At 59.5% G+C, this 18,343-nt stretch carries 12 protein-coding genes; 6 read left to right on the top strand and 6 right to left on the bottom strand.

Going from position 1 to position 18,343, the window contains the following annotated elements; all coding sequences use genetic code 11:
• Positions 1-166: 166 nt before the first annotated feature.
• Positions 167-463, top strand: coding sequence for a hypothetical protein (locus ACR6A7_RS18495; protein WP_434126694.1), 297 nt, complete (start codon positions 167-169; stop codon positions 461-463).
• A gap of 136 nt (positions 464-599) precedes the next feature.
• On the opposite strand, the gene ACR6A7_RS18490 is transcribed toward ACR6A7_RS18495, so the two are convergent.
• Both ACR6A7_RS18490 and ACR6A7_RS18485 read right to left on the bottom strand, forming a co-directional pair.
• Entirely contained in the window at positions 600-1,700 is a 1,101-nt protein-coding gene (locus tag ACR6A7_RS18490) for a L,D-transpeptidase family protein (protein ID WP_434126693.1), read from the bottom strand.
• Positions 1,701-1,885: 185 nt separating this feature from the next.
• Positions 1,886-3,700, bottom strand: coding sequence for a glycoside hydrolase family 15 protein (locus ACR6A7_RS18485; RefSeq protein WP_434126691.1), 1,815 nt, complete (start codon positions 3,698-3,700; stop codon positions 1,886-1,888).
• A 118-nt stretch (positions 3,701-3,818) separates the two neighbouring features.
• On the opposite strand from ACR6A7_RS18485, the gene ACR6A7_RS18480 reads away from it, so the two are divergent.
• Positions 3,819-4,601: an SDR family oxidoreductase gene (locus ACR6A7_RS18480; RefSeq protein WP_434126689.1), complete on the top strand. Its 783-nt coding sequence runs from the start codon at positions 3,819-3,821 to the stop codon at positions 4,599-4,601.
• Here ACR6A7_RS18480 and ACR6A7_RS18475 read toward each other — a convergent pair.
• Positions 4,598-5,173, bottom strand: coding sequence for a DedA family protein (locus tag ACR6A7_RS18475; protein ID WP_434126687.1), 576 nt, complete (start codon positions 5,171-5,173; stop codon positions 4,598-4,600). The two genes, ACR6A7_RS18480 and ACR6A7_RS18475, sit on opposite strands and share 4 nt — an antisense overlap.
• Before the next feature lie 209 nt (positions 5,174-5,382).
• Between ACR6A7_RS18475 and ACR6A7_RS18470 the strand changes: the two genes are divergently transcribed.
• The 3 genes from ACR6A7_RS18470 (at position 5,383) to ACR6A7_RS18460 (ending at position 9,719) form a co-directional block, all read left to right on the top strand.
• On the top strand, positions 5,383-5,970 hold the full coding sequence (locus tag ACR6A7_RS18470) for a Yip1 family protein (protein ID WP_434126685.1): 588 nt from the start codon (positions 5,383-5,385) through the stop codon (positions 5,968-5,970).
• A gap of 221 nt (positions 5,971-6,191) precedes the next feature.
• Positions 6,192-7,139 (top strand): D-alanyl-D-alanine endopeptidase, encoded by a 948-nt coding sequence (gene pbpG, locus ACR6A7_RS18465; protein ID WP_434126683.1) that lies wholly within the window; start codon positions 6,192-6,194, stop codon positions 7,137-7,139.
• Positions 7,140-7,280: 141 nt separating this feature from the next.
• Complete coding sequence (locus tag ACR6A7_RS18460) at positions 7,281-9,719, top strand: DUF3772 domain-containing protein (protein ID WP_434126681.1); 2,439 nt, start codon at positions 7,281-7,283, stop codon at positions 9,717-9,719.
• A 48-nt stretch (positions 9,720-9,767) separates the two neighbouring features.
• Here ACR6A7_RS18460 and ACR6A7_RS18455 read toward each other — a convergent pair whose 3' ends face one another.
• From ACR6A7_RS18455 to dld, 3 genes are all read right to left on the bottom strand, one after another.
• Positions 9,768-12,422, bottom strand: coding sequence for a beta-N-acetylhexosaminidase (locus tag ACR6A7_RS18455; RefSeq protein WP_434126679.1), 2,655 nt, complete (start codon positions 12,420-12,422; stop codon positions 9,768-9,770).
• A gap of 33 nt (positions 12,423-12,455) precedes the next feature.
• Positions 12,456-13,826, bottom strand: a complete 1,371-nt coding sequence (gene chiP / locus ACR6A7_RS18450; RefSeq protein ID WP_434126775.1) for a chitoporin ChiP — start codon at positions 13,824-13,826, stop codon at positions 12,456-12,458.
• Between the two features lie 330 nt (positions 13,827-14,156).
• Positions 14,157-15,869, bottom strand: coding sequence for a D-lactate dehydrogenase (gene dld / locus ACR6A7_RS18445; protein ID WP_434126678.1), 1,713 nt, complete (start codon positions 15,867-15,869; stop codon positions 14,157-14,159).
• A 157-nt stretch (positions 15,870-16,026) separates the two neighbouring features.
• Here dld and bglX point away from each other — a divergent pair, with 157 nt between their 5' ends.
• Entirely contained in the window at positions 16,027-18,324 is a 2,298-nt protein-coding gene (bglX, locus tag ACR6A7_RS18440) for a beta-glucosidase BglX (RefSeq protein WP_434126676.1), read from the top strand.
• Positions 18,325-18,343 lie beyond the last annotated feature (19 nt).

The raw sequence follows: 18,343 nt of genomic DNA, 5'->3' as shown, positions 1-18,343 counted from the left end.
AAAATTTGAAATCAGGTTCTATTCCGTCAGGGAATAAGGTCAAAGTATATGAAATAATAGACAGCACGCTAATTTCACCGTCTCGATTTTTTTTGAGCGATATACGATGAAACAAATTATCGGCTCGGTTAAGGGATGCGCTTGCCAGCAGGGGGTTATATTGTAAATGTCTGTTCTTTTACGTTTCGCTGTTATAACTTTACTTGTCCTTTTTATCGGCCAGGTAGAAGTTAATATGCATCTTTATCAGCAACTTATAAATAATCCCCTCTCAGGATATGCACAATGCATAAATAAAGAAAAGCGCGTTAATTATATTTACCGGCTAGACATTGCATTCACCTGTGCTATGAAAAGGAAAAAGAGAGGGGGGCAATTGGGGGCAGGCATAAAAGAAGAAGAAGCCACGGGTGCCAGACATAAGGCGAAAGGGCAAAGCAAGCCTAAGCGCTGCTGCGTTTAGTCATTAAGTTGTTTAATTAAGGATCGCTGGCGGAAGGCTAAATAAAACGGAATAAGCGTCAAAGAGGGAATGATATCCCGTAAGCCAATAAAAAAACCCGCTAAAAGCGGGTTTTTAACGGTGGCCGGGGATAATACTACGAAGGATTATTAACCGGAGCCGGAGCCGGAGCCGGAGCAACAGGCTGCGCCTGCGATGCAGCATTCGGATCGACCATGTTCGCGCCCTGCGGCGTCACCGGCGTCATCGGCGCTTCTTTCGGCTGCGCGTTCGGCGCTTCCGGCACTTCCGTTGGCGCAGTCTGCACGCTGTCGGCAACGCCGTTCACTTTAGTCGGCATACCGGTACGGCTCTGAATCGCCGCGTTGACCTGATCCTGGCTGACGCTGGCGTCGGTGATCACTTTGGTCACCGCAGAGGTCAGGGTGATCGGCACCACTTCGCGCGAGTTGAACTGCTCTTCGGTGGTCGAGAGCGGGTTGTGCACCTCTACGTAGCGCGAACCGTCCGGCTCCACCGTCGCTTTAACCGGCTGGTCGATAAACTGCACGCGCGTGCCGACCGGCACGTTCTCAAACAGCCATTTGATATCGTCGGCGCGCAGGCGCACGCAGCCGTGGCTGACGCGCAGGCCGATACCGAAGTTAGCGTTGGTGCCGTGGATGGCGTACAGACGACCGATATAGAGCGCATAAAGGCCCATCGGGTTGTCCGGACCGGCCGGGAAGACCTCCGGCAGGTTCTCGCCGCGCGAGGCGTACTCCGCGTGCATCGCTTTGGTCGGCGTCCAGGTCGGGCCCGCTTTCTTGCGCTGTACCGAAGTCGTCCAGTTAATCGGCGTGTCTTTGCCTAGCTCGCCGATACCGATCGGCAGCACCACAACGGTTTTGGTGCCTTTCGGATAGTAGTAAAGACGCATCTCCGCGCTGTTGATCACAATGCCTTCGCGCGGGGCGTCAGGCAGGATCAGCTGCTGCGGAATGATCATTTTTTTGCCAGCCTGCGGCAGGTAGACGTCCATGCCCGGGTTGGCTTCCAGCATATTGCTGAGGCCCATCTGGTACTGCGCTGCAAAGGCTTCCAGCGGCAGTTTGTTGTCCTGAGGGACGGTAATCTCAATATTTTGCCCAACCAGACGGCTGTTGGCGGCTGGTAAAGGGTAAACCACAGCGAAGGCGGACTGACTGAATGCAGCCAGCGCCAGAGCCATTGAAGCGAACGCGCGAATCATTTTCATATTTTACAAGTCGTTATGGCCTGTTAGCAGGCTTGTCAGTTTATCGAACCCGTACCGGTCAGCGTGGCCGGCTGCACATTATATGGGCATTGTTTCGATGTTGTGAATCAGGATTTTAGCAGCCATCGCAGACTTTAGGTATCCAGCTGTGTTATCGGGCCTCCCTGCCGCGATAACAAAGCCGGTCAGGGCTGCCATAAGGTCACTTCGCCGCTCAGCTTGCGATTGAGAAAAAAAGCGGCGCTGATCAGGGCCAGATGGGTCAGCGCCTGCGGCGTATTGCCCAGCGCGCGGCCGTGACTGTCGAACTCCTCGGCGTACAGGCCCAGCGGATTGGCATAGCTCAGCAGCTTCTCAAACTCGAAGTGCGCCTCGTGGATGCGTCCGGCGCGCGCCAGGCACTCCACATACCAGAAAGAGCAGGCGCCGAAAGAGCCCTCCGAACCGGTCAGCCCGTCGGCAGGCGTCTCATCAATATTGTAGCGGCGCACCATGCCGTCGCTCACCAGCTCGCGCTTGATGGCGTCGAGCGTCGACAACCACTCGGGATCGGTCGCGCCGACAAAGCGCACCAGCGGCATCAGCAGCATCGAGGCGTCGAGATGGTCGCCGTGGCGCGTCGAGACGAAATGGCCGCGCTCGGCGTTCCAGAAGTTTTGCCAGATATCGGCGCGGATCTCGCTGCGCGCGCTGTCCCAGCGGGCGTAGGGCATCGGCAGCGATCGCTTCATGCCGAGGCGCAGCGCACGGTCCAGCGCCACCCAGCACATCAGGCGTGAGTGAAGGAAATGCTCAGGTTCGCCACGCATCTCCCAGATACCGGCGTCGGGCTGGTTCCAGCTTTCGCACACCATATCGATCATCTGCGACACGTGCTGCCAGCCGCGCTCTGAGATCGCCTCGCCATACTTGTTCGCCAGGTAGACCGCATCCATCAGCTCGCCGTAAATATCGAGCTGCGTCTGCTGCCAGGCGTCGTTGCCGATGCGCACCGGCCGCGAGTCGGCGTAGCCGGAGAGGTTAAGCAGTTCCATCTCATGCAGCTCAACGCCGCTGTCGAGGCGATACATCACCTGCAGGCGCATCTCGTCGTGGTGGCTGTTCTCCACGCAGCGGCCCACCCAGCGGGTAAAATGTTTCGCCTCGTCGACGTAGCCGAGGCGCATCAGCGCGTACATGCTGAAGGAGGCGTCGCGGATCCAGGAGGCGCGATAGTCCCAGTTGCGCTCGCCGCCCAGCTCTTCCGGCAGGCCGAAGGTGGCGGCGGCGGCAATCGAACCGTGCTGGCTGGAGGTCAGCAGCTTTAGCGCCAGCGCCGAGCGCTGCACCATCTCCTGCCAGCGTCCGCTGTAGGTGCTTTTTTTGCTCCAGCGACGCCAGTAGTTGATGGTCTCTTCAAAGCAGATTTCCGTGGCGACGTCGCCGATGCGCGCGTCTTCCTGGTTGCCGAATTCAAATTCGACGTGCTCGCCCGACTGGAGTTCAAAGCGTGCCGTCGCCGCGTCCGCCTCACAGGTCAGCGGCACGGTGGCGGCGAGCCGCAGCGTCGGCTGGTTCTCGGCATAAAAGTCGATACAGTCGCCTGCGGCCTGCGCGCGGGTTTCGGCGCGGGCGTAGTCGTGACGCGGCGCGCAGCGCATGTTAAACCAGGCGCTGCCGCGCACCATTTTGATACGGCGCACCAGGCGCGGCTGCTTTTTGGCGTCGTCGCAGATCGGCATATAGTCGGTGATCTCCGCGACCCCCTCCGCACCCAGCCAGCGCGTCTGCAGAATATTAGTATCCGGCAGATAGAGCTGCTGGCGCCGCACATTTTCCCACTCCGGCGCCAGCGAAAAAAGCCCGGCGTCGTCACTGTCGAGCAGCGCGGCGAACACCGACGGGCTGTCGAGCGCCGGCCAGCAGAGATAGTCAATGGTGCCGTCGTTGGCGATCAGCGCGCAGGTGCGCAGATCGCCAATGATGCCGTGATCCTCGATCGGGCGTTTTATCGTGCTCATCCTCATCTCCGTAGCGGGCAATCTGTTAACTATAGACAAAGCGGCAAAAGCGGCTGCGGCTGGACATAGCGGGATTGCTTCTATACTTCAGCTTACCCGATACCCTGAGGAGGCACTCATGACCACACCAAAGAACAACGTCGCCGTTGTTACCGCATCAGACTCCGGCATTGGCCGCGCCAGCGCGCTGATGCTGGCGGAGCAAGGCTACGATCTTGGCATCACCTGGCGTTCCGATGAAGAGGGGGCGCAAGAGACGGCGCGCCTGGTGCGCGACAAAGGCCGCCGCGCAGAAATCATTCACCTCGACCTTGCCGATCCGCAGGAGGGGGGCCGATCGCTTTCGGCGCTCATCGACAAGCTGGGCCGCATCGACGCGCTGGTCAACAACGCAGGCGCGAACGCCAAATCGCCCTTCCTCGACACGCCGTTTGAGGAGTGGCGCAAGGTCTTCAGCGTCGATGTCGACGGTGCCTTTGTCTGCGGGCAGATTGCCGCGCGCAAAATGGTGGAGCAGGGCGACGGCGGGCGCATTATCAACATTACCTCGGTGCATGAGCATACGCCGCTGCCCGACGCTGTCGCCTACACGGCGGCGAAGCACGCTATGGGCGGCCTGACCAAATCGATGGCAATCAGCCTGATCAAACACAATATTCTGGTGAACTCGGTGGCGCCAGGCGCCATCGCCACCCCGATGAACAAGATGGGCGACGGCGACGCGCAGAAGATTAAGACGCCGGAGATCCCGATTGGACGGCCGGGCGACGTGCGTGAAATCGCCAGCCTGGTGGCCTGGCTCTGTTCAGAGTGGGCCAGCTACACCACCGGACAATCCTTTATCGTCGACGGCGGCTTTATGCTGGCCAATCCGCAGTTTTACGGCGGAAAAGATATCTAACCGGCGCGGCGGGTGTTCCAGCGACGGATCACCCAGCGCAGCGCGAAGGCGAAGAGCACCGCCGCTGCCAGCCACAGCACCGGTTTCAGGTGCTGGTCGAGCTTATGCAGCCACGGGGTGATAACGCCGCCGGCAAAGTAGCCCAGGGCGACGAAAATCGTCGCCCAGATCGCCGCGCCGATAATATTGAGCAGCAGAAACTTAAGCGGCTTCAGGTGGCTGGCGCCGATAATGATCGGGCCGATAATGCGAAAGCCGTACATAAAGCGCACGCCGATCACGAACAGGCTGGGATGGCGCTGGATGAGCCGGTTGGCTTTACGCACCTTGTCCTGATGTTTTTTCAGCTTGCGCAGAATTTTTGTGCCGTAGCGACGGCCGATCCAGTAGAGCAGCTCATCGCCGATCACGCCGCCAGCCATCGCCGCCAGCACCACGCCGACAAAGTTGAGCAACCCCTCATGCGCCGCCACGCCGCCCAGCAGCGTAAAGGTTTCCCCCTCGGCGATACAGCCAATCAGCAGCGCCAGATAGCCATATTGCGTAATTAATCCGTTGATATCGAAATGCAAAAGTAAACTCCCTGTTCAGTCAGCGATGCATACATTCTATACCGCTTCGGCCAATCCTTCAGGCAGCCGGCTCGTCTGATCACAATTTTTCGTCGGATCCCCTGGCGCTGCCTACAAAAGCAGCAATGCCGTTTATACTTCAAAGAATGCTGCCTGAGGGATCGGCGACGCGGATTCTGGGCGGCCTTTCGCATCTGCGAGGTGATGATATGAATCATGTCTGGGGTCTTATGGCGCATCCCGATCGGGAAATGCGCGATATCAAGCAAGAGAATGAAAGCGTTTCGCACCATTACACCCACCACGTCCTGCTCATGGCGGCGATCCCGGTGATCTGCGCCTTTATCGGCACGACGCAGCTGGGCTGGAATCTGGGGGAAGGGCAGTTTGTTCAGCTCAACCTGTTAACCGGCATTGCGCTTGGCGTGCTCTTTTACCTGGTAATACTGGGCGGCGTAGCGGTGATGGGCCGCGTTATTCACTGGATGGCGCGCGACTACCCGCAGCGGCCCAGCGTGCAGCGCTGTACGGTGTTTGCTGGCTATGTCGCCACGCCGCTGTTTCTGAGCGGCATTGTGGCGCTCTATCCGCTGGTCTGGCTCTGCGTGCTGGCGGGCGCGCTGGCGCTGGTCTATACCGGCTATCTGCTCTATATCGGCATTCCGCTGTTTCTGAATATTGACCGTGAAGAGAGCCTGCGATTTTCCGGCTCGACGCTGGCGATTGGCGTGCTGGTATTTGAAGTGCTGCTGGCGCTGACCGTGGTGCTGTGGGGCTACGGGCCGCGGCTGTTCTAACCCTCCGGCCAACCGCGCCAGCGGCGGATAACGCGCTCCGCCGCGCAAAGCGTCCTGCGACAGCCATGTCCAGGACGTTTTTTTAACGCCCGGAAACATTCTCGCCAGGAAATTTCTTACGCTTCCGCGTATTATGCTGCTGCCAGCCTCCGCGTGGTCGGCTCTGCGGCGGGCGGCCTGTGTAAAACACGGCGTACTATCTTAATCGGTCTTTTTATAAGATGCCTGTAACCATTCGCTATTCACTGCTTTCGCTGGCGCTGCTGTTCGGCGGCCAGGCGGCTATCGCGCCCGCGCAGGCGGCTACGTCACTCTCTCAGCTCGCGCCGGTCGCCGAGCCGCAAATCGCCTCCGGCAGCGCAATGATCGTCGATCTCAACACCGGCAAGGTGCTCTTCTCCAGCCACCCCAACCGCGTACGGCCTATCGCCTCCATCACCAAGCTGATGACGGTGATGGTGGCGCTGGATGCGAAGCAGCCGCTCGATGAGCGAATTTCGGTAGATATCAGCCACACGCCAGAGATGCGCGGCGTCTTTTCCCGCGTCAAGCTCAACAGCGAGATCAGCCGCCGCAATATGATGCTGCTGGCGCTGATGTCGTCGGAAAACCGCGCGGCGGCCAGCCTGGCACATCACTATCCTGGCGGCTACGACGCCTTTATCCGCGCCATGAACGCCAAGGCGCGCGCGCTGGGCATGACCCATACGCGCTACGTCGAGCCGACCGGCCTGTCGACGCAGAACGTCTCCAGCGCGGAAGACCTGGTTAAGCTGCTGCGCGCCACGCGCGACTATCCGCTGCTGGGCGAGCTGAGCACCACCAAAGAACAGACCGCGGTCTTCACCCATCCCAGCTATGCGCTGCCGTTCCGCAACACCAACCATCTGGTCTATAAAAACAACTGGCGCATCCAGCTCACCAAAACCGGCTATACCGACGAAGCGGGCCACTGCCTGGCGATGCGCACCACGATCAATAACCGGCCGGTGGCGCTGGTGGTGCTCGACGCCTTCGGCAAATATACCCACTTCGCCGACGCCAACCGTCTGCGCGACTGGCTGGAAACCGGCAAGGCTGCGCCGGTGCCGGCGGCGGCGCTCGCCTATAAAAAGCAGAAGGCGGGGCTGGTGGTGAACAACGTCCACGGCGCGGCGGTAGTGGAATAACCCTTTACCGGCGTCCGCGCGCGGACGCCGCAACCTGTTCAACGATAACGGCCAGCATTCCTATAGTTTCCCGGTGCGCCTGGCCCTAAACTACGCGCCAACGCGATGGTCGTTCGCCTGAATTTGTGCTGGAACCCCTATATGTTTACGTTACGCCTCTTTTTACCGCTGCTGATGCTGCTGACGGCGACGCTGTTCCCCGTCTGCGGTATGGCAGACGACGACGCGGCCGATGCCGCGCAGCAAGCTGACGCCGCGCCCAAAGTGAACGCGGCGGTTGAGCTGCCGAAAATGCAGAAGGTCCTCGACAAGATCAAAGGTCAGGTGTCGGGGCAGACCAACGAAAACCAGCTGACGCAGCTTAACGAACTGGCGCTGGAGCTGTCGGGCAACGCCGATACGCTCGCGCAGGCGCTGCAGCCGCAGCGTCAGCAGCTCGACGCGCAGCTGGCGGTGCTGGGCCCTGCGCCAAAAGCGGACAGCGGCGTGAAAGAGACGCCAGAAGTGACCCGCAAGCGCAGTTCGCTGGAGGCGCAAAAGAGCAAGCTGGACGATCAGATCAAGCAGGCGGAAGGGATTAAGAACAGCGCCCTGATGCTTTCGTCGCAGATCACCAACCTGCGCCGCGATCTGATGAAAACCCAGCTGGCGCTGAACTCCGGCAGTATTCTCGGTCCGCGCTTCTGGGCGCCGCTCTTTGTAAAGCAGGATCTCGACAACGAGAAGATCGACGGCTTCCTGCAGGATTTGCAGGATACCGCCGCGCTGTCGTGGGAGCCAGGCTACCGTTTCGGCACCGTCGCCTGGCTGCTGGCGGCAATACTGGTGATGACGCTGGGGCGCCGCTACAGCGAAGAGTTTCTCGCCTGGATCAGCATCCACAAGATGCCGGAAGGGCGGCTGCGCCGCAGCTTCCTCGCGGCGGCGATCGCCCTGACCACGCTGGCGGCGGTGGTGCTGACCTTTAACTTCACCGCGCTGGCGTTCGCGCGCCGCGATGAGGTCTCCGGCGACGTGCAGGATTTCGTGTTCAGCCTGGTGAAGCTCAGCGTCTTCTGCGGTCTGATCGCCGGTCTGGGGCGCGCCTTTCTCTCTACGCGTCGCCCGAGCTGGCGTCTGCCCGCCATCTCCAACCGGGTGGCGACGGCGCTGAAGCCATTCCCGCCGATTACCGCCGCGCTGGTGTTTATTTTTCAGACGGTAGAGAACTTTAACTACACCGTCGGCACCAGCCTGAACACCACCATTTTCGCCAACGGCCTGACGGCGCTGCTCATCGGCAGCACCGCGCTGGCGATCAGCATGCGCACCAACCGTGTGCGCCGCCGCATGGTGCAGGAGGGCAATGCGCCGGAAGCGCGCTCAACGCTGGTAGGGCTGATTCAGATGGCGCTGACGCTGACGGCGGTCGCCATTCTGCTGTCGCTGATTATCGGCTACGTCACCCTGGCGCGCTTCCTGAGTTACGAGGTGGTGTGGTGCGGCATTCTGTTCGGATCCTTCTACTTTCTCAGCCATCTGATCAATGACGGCTGCGAAAGCCTCTTTTCCGTCAACAGCCTGACCGGCCGACGGCTGCAAACCTCGCTCAATATCGACGAGCGCCACCTGCAGCAGGCGGCGACGCTGCTGGCCGCGCTGGGCAAAACCCTGCTGATCGGCATTGTCGCGCTGGCGCTGCTTAACGGCACCTTCGCCTCGTCGACGCCAATCGAGCTGCTGCAGAAGGCGATTGAGTTCTGGGGCGGAAAAGGGCTGGAGTCGCTGAACATCGTGCCGGCGCACATGGTCAACGCGATTATCTGTTTGGTGGTGGGCATCTACGTGCTGCGCAGCGTGCGCCGCTGGCTCGATAACGATTTCCTGCCGAAGACCACCATGGATGCCGGCATGCGCGTATCGCTGATCACGCTGTTCAGCAATATCGGCTACGTGCTGGTGATCCTGCTGACGCTGTCGATAATGGGCCTGCAGTGGAACAAGCTGGCGTGGATCGTCAGCGCGCTGTCGGTGGGTATCGGTTTCGGCCTGCAGGAGATTGTGAAGAACTTTATCTCTGGCCTGATCCTGCTGACCGAGCGGCCGGTGAAGGTGGGCGATCTGGTCACTATCAGCGGTATTGAGGGCGATATCCGCCGTATCAACGTGCGCGCCACCGAGATCCAGCTAGGCGACAAGTCGACGGTGATCGTGCCGAACTCGCAGTTTATCTCGCAGAACGTGCGCAACGCCACCATGGGCAACGCGCAGGGCGTGGTGACCATTACGCTGACTTTCCCGCTCAATATCGATCCGGTGCGGGTGCGCGAGCTGCTGCTCGAGGTCTATAACGAGAATGAACGTATTCTCGATACGCCGGAGCCGTCGGTCTCCTTTAAGGATCTGACAGCGCAGGGCATCATCCTGAGCGTGACCGGCAACGTCGCCAGCCAGCGGCAGATTTCGGGCGCGAAGAGTGACCTGCTGTTCGATATTCTGACGCGCCTGCGCAAAGAGGGCATCGTGCTGTCGACGCCGCAGACCATGATTATCGAGCGCCGCCAGCAGATGGCGCAGCAGGCGGACGAACCGCTGCCGTAATTCACACGCAAAAAAGGCTTCCAGCAGGAAGCCTTTTTTATCCTCTGTTCAGAGCGCTTCCACCCGGCTAAATCGCTTGCCGTCAGGGCTAAGGGTGCGGACCTTTACCGAACCGGCGACGGAGGGGCGCTCGTCAGGCGAGTAGCGCCGCCAGCTGGCGCCGTTATCGGTACTGTATTCGAGCGCCAGCCCTGGCAGGGCAACGTTCATTTCCAGTACGCCGTCGACGATTCTGGCGCCCGGCTGCGGCAGGTGCCAGGCGATGCCAGCGCGCTCAAGCTTCGCCAGTTCGCGCTGCCCCAGCAGGCTGGCGAAGCGCTGCCACTCTTTTCGCAAAAGATGTTGATCGACCCACTGCGTTTTGCCGCCGATAAATTCGCGGCCGGGCTGGTAATCAAGCTCCCACTCGGCGCGATGCCAGGCGCGTTCGGCCGCCGCCAGCAGCCGGGGATAGAGCATATATTCCATTTCGGCATCCGTGCGCACCGTTTCGCTCCACAGCTGAGTAGAGAGGCCGTAAGCGCCGGGCCAGGGCTTGTCGGATTTGGCGCTGAAGAACTGGCCGTCACGGTCTACGGAGGTTTCCGCATTTTGAGGCAGGTTGTCTGGCGCGAAGCTAAACACCTTCCGCTCATCGCTGTAGCGTGTACCCCAGTAGTAGCCGCGCTCAAGAGGATTCACTTCGCTGGGGAAATCGAGGTAGAGATAATCGGGGCTGGAGACTACGACATCGTAACCTTTTTGCGCCCAGTCGGCTGCGCTATCGTATCCGCCCCAGTAGAGCGTATCCCAGAAATTAACCGCAACGCGCGAGGTAGCGAAAGCCTTTGCGTCTTCTGCGTCTTTCAATCCATCCTGCCAGGCCTGCATGCCGGCAATGCCGTGCTGGCTGACCAGCTGACTTACTTTCAGCGCGAAGTGGCTCGGCAGATGTTCAAGATCTTTTACCGTGCCCGCCTTCACCAGGGCCTGACAGGCGGCAGATTTAGCCCAGGGTTTATCTTGTTTGCTCCAGTCCTGAATGCCGGTGCCGGGCTTCGGTGCTCTGCTGTCGCTGTAGCCTGCGCCAAAGCGGATATTTTTAGCCTCGTCGCCGCCAAAGTGCCAGGTTGAGAGCGGCTGACCCGCTTCGCGATGCATCGCCTGAAATTCACTGATGATCTTATCGACGAAGCGGGTGGACGATTCGAGGCAGGGATTGAGATAGCTGGTGCGATCGTACAGCTGCACGGAGGTCGTACTGGAGCTGTCTGTAGGATCCTGCAGGCGAAACTCCTGAGCGCCTGCCGTATCGCCCGCCTGCATCAAACGTAGATAGCGCGCTTCCATTGAGATTACGGCCGCCCGCGCATGGGCGGGCATATCGATCTCCGGTATGACGGTGATATGGCGGGCGCTGGCGTAGCGGACTATCTCAATGTAGTCGGCGCGGCTAAAGTAGCCGCTGCCGTTATTGTCGCTGAACGGACCGGAGCCAAGCTGCGGCAGCAGGCAGCGCTGTTCGCTCAGATCGTGGCAGCGTTTGCCGCCGACCTCAGTCAGTTCTGGCAAGCCAGGAATTTCAATACGCCAGCCTTCGTCATCGCTGAGATGAAAGTGGAAGCGGTTCATTTTCCAGGCGGCCATCTCATCCAGTAAACGTAATACGGCCGCTTTACTGTGGAAGTTGCGCGCCACGTCCAGAAATGCGCCGCGGTAGGCAAAGCGCGGCGCGTCGCTGGCCGTCAGCGTGGCGATGTGCGGCGCGCCCTGCGCAGGCAGCAGCGACAGAATCGACATTGCGCCGTAGAACAGTCCGGCAGGATCAAAGGCGATAATCTGCGCGCCACGCTTTTTGATCTCCAGCTTATATGCGCCGGAGCGAGCCAGCGCGCCGCTAAACGCGTCGGCCCGAACGTCTCCCTTGATCGCATAGCCAGTCGGGTTTTCCGGGGCATTGAGCCGGGCGAAACGATGGCTGAGCGCCGTGCGGCTCTCCGCGCTAAGGCCGTTGAGCTCCAGAGCGATACCGCGGCTGAGATCGGCATCCGCCTCATGCACCTCTAATTTGAGCGGCGTGGGGGTAATCTGCCCGCGTAGCGCCGCGACGGGCAGGGCGGTGATGTCGCGGTTTTTATCAAAGCGGCTGGCAGGCTGCATCAGCACGTTCTGGTCGTCGGCGGTGCGCTTCCACTGCGCGTCAAACGGCTTGACGAATCGCGTTAGATCCTCGGTATCGGTGCTGTGGATGATTTTGGGCGCAGCATCGCCAGCGGTGACATACCAGCGCGGCATAACGTCGGTGATAAAAAGCTGCCAGTACTCATTGATAATCGGAATCGATATCGACTCGCCAGCAGCGATACCTTTAAATTTGCTGGTGGGCTCCAGCCGGGTTAAGTCGCCGACCAGATGCGTCATTTTGAACTGTTCGTTATCAACGCGCAGCGTCTGATGGACGTTGCTCATGTAGATCGCCCAGTTTTTGCTGGTTAGCGCAGGGCCGTTATTGGTCAGCGTAATGGTGGCGCGGTTGCAGGCGGCCCAGTCAGCGCCAAGCGCGGCGCAATCGACGCCGTGGCTTGCCGCCTGGTTATCCGTCACCTTATAGCTGACGCCGAATGCGCTGATTTGATCGACGATCTGCTGGTCTGGCGTACTGCTGTAGGCCGTCAGGCTAAGCAGGCTGACGGCTATCGCGCTAAGTGTTGCTGTTTTCTTCATCTTCTGTCCTTAGACGTTATGGGCCGACAGGCCTCAGAGCAGAGTAAAAGGCGCTATCACCATAAATTTCACATCATGTTCATCCTGGAAGATATTGCCGTAGCCGCCGCTGTAGCTGGGAAGGCTGGAGTGATTGTCGTAGCGGGTATAGTGAAGTTTGAACTGCGTGTCTCTGGCGCGACCTTGCTGGATGACATAGGCCAGGTCGAGATTCCAGGCCGACTCGCGCAGGCGCTGGCGTTGGTCGAAAGCAGGATTGCCTGATGGCCTGGCGTCCCAGCCCCAGGCGTAAGAGGTGCCAACTTTCCAGCCTTCAAGGCGCCAGGGCGCAAGATCCAGCATGACGCCTGCGAACAGCGCTTTTTCGCCATTGGCGTTCCAGTCAGAACGGGCATCCCACCAGATATCGAGACGTCCGTTGGAGCTGGCATAGCCGGGCGTCATGCGCTGTAAAAAGAAGCCCTGATTGCCTTCCGCCTTGACCCAGGTGCCTTCCAGCCGCAGATCAACCGGCCCCAGGGTGTAGCCGAACGTCATCGCCTGCAGCCAGGCCAGTCCGTCATAGACGCTGTTGACGCTGTTTGCGCCGCCGTCAGCTTTATCGCGCGCGCCGTAAAACTGATAGCTGGTGCGCAGCTCGTTGCCCGCCAGCGGAAGGTGCCAGGCAAGTTTGCTGAAATATTGATCCATATAATGCGCGGCCTGACCAAATGCGCCCTCCAGCGATAGCCTGTTGCTAAAGGCATATTTGGCACCGATGGAGTGCAGATAGCTGACGCCGGTTTTACCATCGGCCTGACGAAAGTTATACAGGCGCGTATACCAGGGAGCTTTATATTTATCGCTCCACATATAGGAAAGAGAGAGTGCGCCAGCCTCTGCAAAATCATATTTCGCGCCCGCTTCTATGCCGCGATAGGTGCCAGGCAGAAAACTCCAGTGAGGGGCCAGCAAGGTTTGACCGGTCGGCTGAATATAACCTGCGTGAAGCCAGTAGTGGTTATATTTCCCTTTCAGCGCCGCTTTATAAATGCTGGCGCCGTTTTTATCGCCGCTCCATTTTTCATCCCAGCGCGTGCGCGCATCGCTAAAACCTATTTCATTGGGCGCCGCAGGACCGCCGTTAAACATTTCTAACGCGCCGAAAACGCCGACATCGACACCGATGATGTCGGCCGCAAAGCCCGACTGAAAATCCAGCGCGGCGTTAAGGGTCGCGTGATGAAGATTTTGTTGGTATTTGCCGTAATGCGGGCTGTCGATTAGCAGATCTTTTCTGTCGCGCTGACGCTGCCAGTAATAAAGCGTTCCTGTAAGTGAGGAAGCTTCAATAAAGCCGGTTGCCGGAGCAGGCGAGGCTGAAACAGACGTGTTGAAGATAAGAAAGAGAAAAATAAAATGCATGACGCAGTTTTTATAAGAGGCAGCCATAATAATTCCTTCCTGGAATAAAAATAAGAAATAGCCTGCTTTAGATTCGTGCTGATACTATTTTTCGCGGCGCGAATTATCAATTAATGGGGAGGGTTGCTGTGAGCGAGGGCACAAAATAAAAAGGGTTAAAACAGGCAGCCATGTTAAATATATGTATTTTTTCGGGCTTTTTTTTTCCAGTTTCACACATTGATAACGGCGGGAAGAGAACGTTAATTTATCGCACAGAATAAGTTGTCGCGTATCAGCTGACGGCATTAAATAAGCCTCTGGCATGAGGCTTATCGAGAAAAGTAATAGCTAAGGCTGCTTCACCGCCCAGCCTTTTCGCTTGCTGGTTTTGCCAATCCCCGGATTAAAGGTATTGGTGGGATCGAGCCGACGGTAGAAGTCCGCCAGCTGCGGCTTCGCGCGATAGAGATGGCCGACGTTATGCTCCGCCGGATATTCTGCGCCGCGCGCCGCTAAAAGCGCCAGCATCTGCTCTTTCAGCGCATGCGCATCCACCCCTTTTTTCACAATGTAATCCTGATGGAAAACGTGGCAGAAGAAGTGGCCATAATAGAGGCGATGGCTGAGCGACCGGGTGATGTCCGGCGGCAGGGTTTCAAACCAGTCGCGATCGTTGCGGCGCAGCGCGATATCGAGCGCCAGGATATCCTCTACCTCGTCGGCGTGCACCGCGTGATAGCGCACCGCCGCGCCCGCCGCGGCGAAACGGTGTAGAAAGGCGTGCGCGCCCTCTTTGCCTTCGCACTCGAAAAAGGCGCCGCCGCCCTCGCGAAAATAGTCTTTCAGATAGTCGCGCGCCTCCTCGACGCCCGCGCCGGACATCTTCAGCAGCAGGTGATGCGCATATTTATCGCGATACTGCTTCATGCGCTTCGGCAGATGGGCCGGGAAGAGGGCGCTGACGCGCTGCAGCAGGCGATCGGTCAGGTGCGGCTTAACGAAGCTCAGCTTCGCCAGCCAGGCGTCGACGCGGCCCTTCAGGGTAAAAAACAGCGGCATCTTATCGGTGCCCAGCTTGTCGATCATCAGAAAGGTGTCTTTGCCGTAGACCTCGGCGATGTCGTAAATATCGCGATGCATATATTCGGCCGCCACCGGCAGATGGTTGAAGTGGGCGAGAATATGGCGGCGAATATCGCTCAGCACCGCTGGATCGTTGGTGCCGATATAGAACACCTGCTGCTGCGGTTCGCAGGGGAAGGTGTCCAGCCGTACCGCGAACACCGCCAGCTTGCCCGCGCAGCCGGAGGCTTCAAACAGTCGGCGCGCATCGGCGTTGAAGCGCGCTGGCGTATCGGCATCAACCTGCCGCACGCGGTCGGCATAGTCAGGGTCGGAGGCGTGACGTCCGTCGTGCTGCACATCCTCCGCTCGCCAGCGCTCATCGTCCAGCCGACCGAGAATCTCTTCCGGCGACGCGCCGAGATTGATGCCGAGATGGTTCACCAGCTTCAGCTTGCCCTGCTCGTCCACCTGAGCGAACAGCGCCATCTCGCTGTAGGCCGGGCCGCGTTTAATCAGCGAACCGCCGGAGTTATTGCAGACGCCCCCCAGCACCGAGGCGCCGATGCAGGAGGAGCCGATCACCGAATGGGGCTCGCGATTAAGCGGCTTCAGCGTTTTCTCCAGCTGGTAAAGGGTGCTGCCGGGAAAGGCGAGCACCTGTTTGCCGTCGTCGATCAGCTGCAGCTTATCGAGACGCCGCGTGCTGATAATCACCACCGGTCGATCGTAGTCGTTGCCGCTGGGCGTCGATCCCTCCGTCAGACCGGTATTGGCCGCCTGCATCAGGATAACGGCGTCGGCGCTGACCAGGGTTTGCAGCACGCGCCACAGCTCCAGCAGGGTGCCGGGAAAGACCACCGCCAGCGCCTCGCCTTCGCCGGAGCGAAAGCCTTTGCGGTAGCGCGCGGTCTGCTCCCGATCGGTAAGCAGGTGGGAGGGGCCAACGTGGCGGCGCAGATCGGAGAGTAAAGCGGAATGAGACGCTGGATGGATCATGTGCAATTCCCTTGTCATTACATGGCGCCATTACTGTAGCACGTCAGGGAAAAGCACGGCGCAGTGTGACGCTGGCGGCTACCTGCTATCCTCAACTTGTGGCACACTGCCGCCTGTTTATTCGATATTGCGCAGTTACTTAAGAGAACCCGACCTGATGAAATGGATTTACTCTGTTAGTCTCGCTGTCTCACTCGCTCTGCAACCCGCGCTGGCCGACGAGCTGACGGGACCGCATCCCATGAACGCGCAGGCGCGCGACGCTTTCGTTAATCAACTCCTGACCAAAATGACGCTGGACGAAAAAATCGGCCAGCTCAGGCTGATTAGCGTGGGGCCGGACACCCCGAAATCGGCAGTGCGCGACATGATAGAGAAAGGTCAGGTCGGCGCGATTTTCAATACCGTGACACGTCAGGATATTCGCGCCATGCAGGATCAGGTGATGCAGCTCAACCGCCTGAAAATTCCGCTGTTTTTCGCCTATGACGTGGTGCACGGCCAGCGCACCATTTTCCCTATCCCGCTGGGGCTCGCCGCCAGCTGGGATCTCGACGCCGTCAGCGAGGTCGGGCGCGTCTCAGCCTATGAAGCCGCCGACGACGGGCTGAACATGACCTGGGCGCCGATGGTGGACGTCAGCCGCGAACCGCGCTGGGGCCGCATCTCCGAAGGGTTCGGCGAAGACACCTGGCTCTCTTCGCAGATGGGCAGCACCATGGTGAAGGCGATGCAGGGCAAAAGCCCCGCCGATCGCTATGCGGTCATGACCAGCGTCAAACACTTCGCCGCCTATGGCGGCATTGAGGGCGGCCGCGACTACAACACCGTGGACATGAGCTCGCAGCGCCTGTTCCAGGACTATCTGCCGCCCTATAAAGCTTCGCTCGACGCCGGCAGCGGCGGCGTGATGGTGGCGCTTAACTCGCTTAACGGCGTGCCCGCCACCGCCGACGGCTGGCTGCTGAAAACGGTGCTGCGCGACCAGTGGAAATTTAAAGGCATCACCATCAGCGACCACGGCGCGATCAAAGAGCTGCTCAAGCACGGCGTGGCGACCGATCCTGAAGATGCGGTGCGCGTCGCCCTGAAGTCGGGCATCGATATGAGCATGAGCGACGAATACTACAGCAAATATCTGCCGGGCCTGGTGAAGCGCGGCGCGGTGAGCATGGCGGAGATTGACGACGCGGCGCGCCACGTGCTGAACGTCAAATATGATATGGGGCTGTTCAACGATCCTTATAGCCATCTCGGCCCGAAAGAGAGCGATCCCCAGGATACCAACGCCGAAAGCCGCCTGCACCGCGCCGAAGCGCGCGACGTGGCGCGGAAAAGCATCGTTCTGCTGAAAAACCGGCTGGAGACCCTGCCGCTGAAGCGCGCTGGCACCATTGCGCTGATTGGGCCGCTGGCGGATAGCCAGCGCGATATTATGGGCAGCTGGTCGGCCGCGGGCGTGGCGAAGCAGTCGGTGAGCCTGCTGCAGGGCATGCGTAATGCCACTGCGGGTAAAGCGACGCTGCTCTACGCGAAAGGCGCCAACATCAGCGACAACAAGGGCATTCAGGCCTTCCTCAACCTCTACGAGCAGGCGGTGTCGGTGGACGCGCGCTCGCCGCAGGCGCTGATCGACGAGGCGGTGGAGAAGGCGAAACAGGCGGACGTCATTGTCGCGGCGGTCGGCGAGGCGCAGGGGATGGCGCATGAGGCCTCCAGCCGTAGCGAACTCTCTATTCCAGCCAGCCAGCAGAAGCTGCTGGCGGCGCTGAAGGCCACCGGCAAACCGCTGGTAATCGTACTGATGAACGGCCGACCGCTGACGCTGGTCAATGAAGATCGCATGGCGGACGCGCTGCTGGAAACCTGGTTTAGCGGCACTGAAGGCGGCAACGCCATCGCCGACGTGCTGTTCGGCGACTACAACCCGTCCGGCAAGCTGCCGATCACCTTCCCGCGCTCGGTGGGGCAGATCCCGCTCTACTACAACCATCTGCCGACCGGCCGTCCCTATAACTTCGCTAAGCCGAACAAGTACACCTCGCACTACTATGATTCGGTAAACGGCCCGCTCTATCCGTTTGGCTATGGGCTGAGCTACACCCGCTTTAGCGTCTCGCCGGTGAAAATGTCGGCGGCCACGATGCCGCGCAACGGCACGGTCAAGGCGAGCGTAACGGTGACCAATACCGGCGATCGCGACGGGGCGACGGTGGTGCAGATGTACCTGAACGATCCGGTTGCCTCAATGAGCCGTCCGGTAAAAGAGCTGCGCGGCTTTAAGCGGATTATGCTTAAAGCGGGCGAATCGCAGACGGTCAGCTTTAAGATCGACGTGGACGCGCTGAAGTTCTGGAACCAGCAGATGCAGCAGGTGGCAGAGCCAGGCAAGTTCAACGTGATGATCGGGCTTGATTCGGTACGCACCCAGAACGCGCAGTTCGACTATCTCTGACGCTGCACGACACGCCTCT

The sequence above is a fragment of the Pantoea phyllosphaerae genome (assembly GCF_051025595.1).
GTDB lineage: Bacteria > Pseudomonadota > Gammaproteobacteria > Enterobacterales > Enterobacteriaceae > Pantoea.
This window is presented reverse-complemented; position numbering and strand designations above follow the sequence as displayed.

Coding starts and splice junctions, on each gene's coding strand:
- ACR6A7_RS18495 (WP_434126694.1), top strand. CDS start 167: ATGTCTGTTCTTTTACGTTTCGCTGTTATAACTTTACTTGTCCTTTTT.
- ACR6A7_RS18490 (WP_434126693.1), bottom strand. CDS start 1,700: ATGAAAATGATTCGCGCGTTCGCTTCAATGGCTCTGGCGCTGGCTGCA.
- ACR6A7_RS18485 (WP_434126691.1), bottom strand. CDS start 3,700: ATGAGCACGATAAAACGCCCGATCGAGGATCACGGCATCATTGGCGAT.
- ACR6A7_RS18480 (WP_434126689.1), top strand. CDS start 3,819: ATGACCACACCAAAGAACAACGTCGCCGTTGTTACCGCATCAGACTCC.
- ACR6A7_RS18470 (WP_434126685.1), top strand. CDS start 5,383: ATGAATCATGTCTGGGGTCTTATGGCGCATCCCGATCGGGAAATGCGC.
- pbpG (WP_434126683.1), top strand. CDS start 6,192: ATGCCTGTAACCATTCGCTATTCACTGCTTTCGCTGGCGCTGCTGTTC.
- ACR6A7_RS18460 (WP_434126681.1), top strand. CDS start 7,281: ATGTTTACGTTACGCCTCTTTTTACCGCTGCTGATGCTGCTGACGGCG.
- ACR6A7_RS18455 (WP_434126679.1), bottom strand. CDS start 12,422: ATGAAGAAAACAGCAACACTTAGCGCGATAGCCGTCAGCCTGCTTAGC.
- chiP (WP_434126775.1), bottom strand. CDS start 13,826: ATGCATTTTATTTTTCTCTTTCTTATCTTCAACACGTCTGTTTCAGCC.
- dld (WP_434126678.1), bottom strand. CDS start 15,869: ATGATCCATCCAGCGTCTCATTCCGCTTTACTCTCCGATCTGCGCCGC.
- bglX (WP_434126676.1), top strand. CDS start 16,027: ATGAAATGGATTTACTCTGTTAGTCTCGCTGTCTCACTCGCTCTGCAA.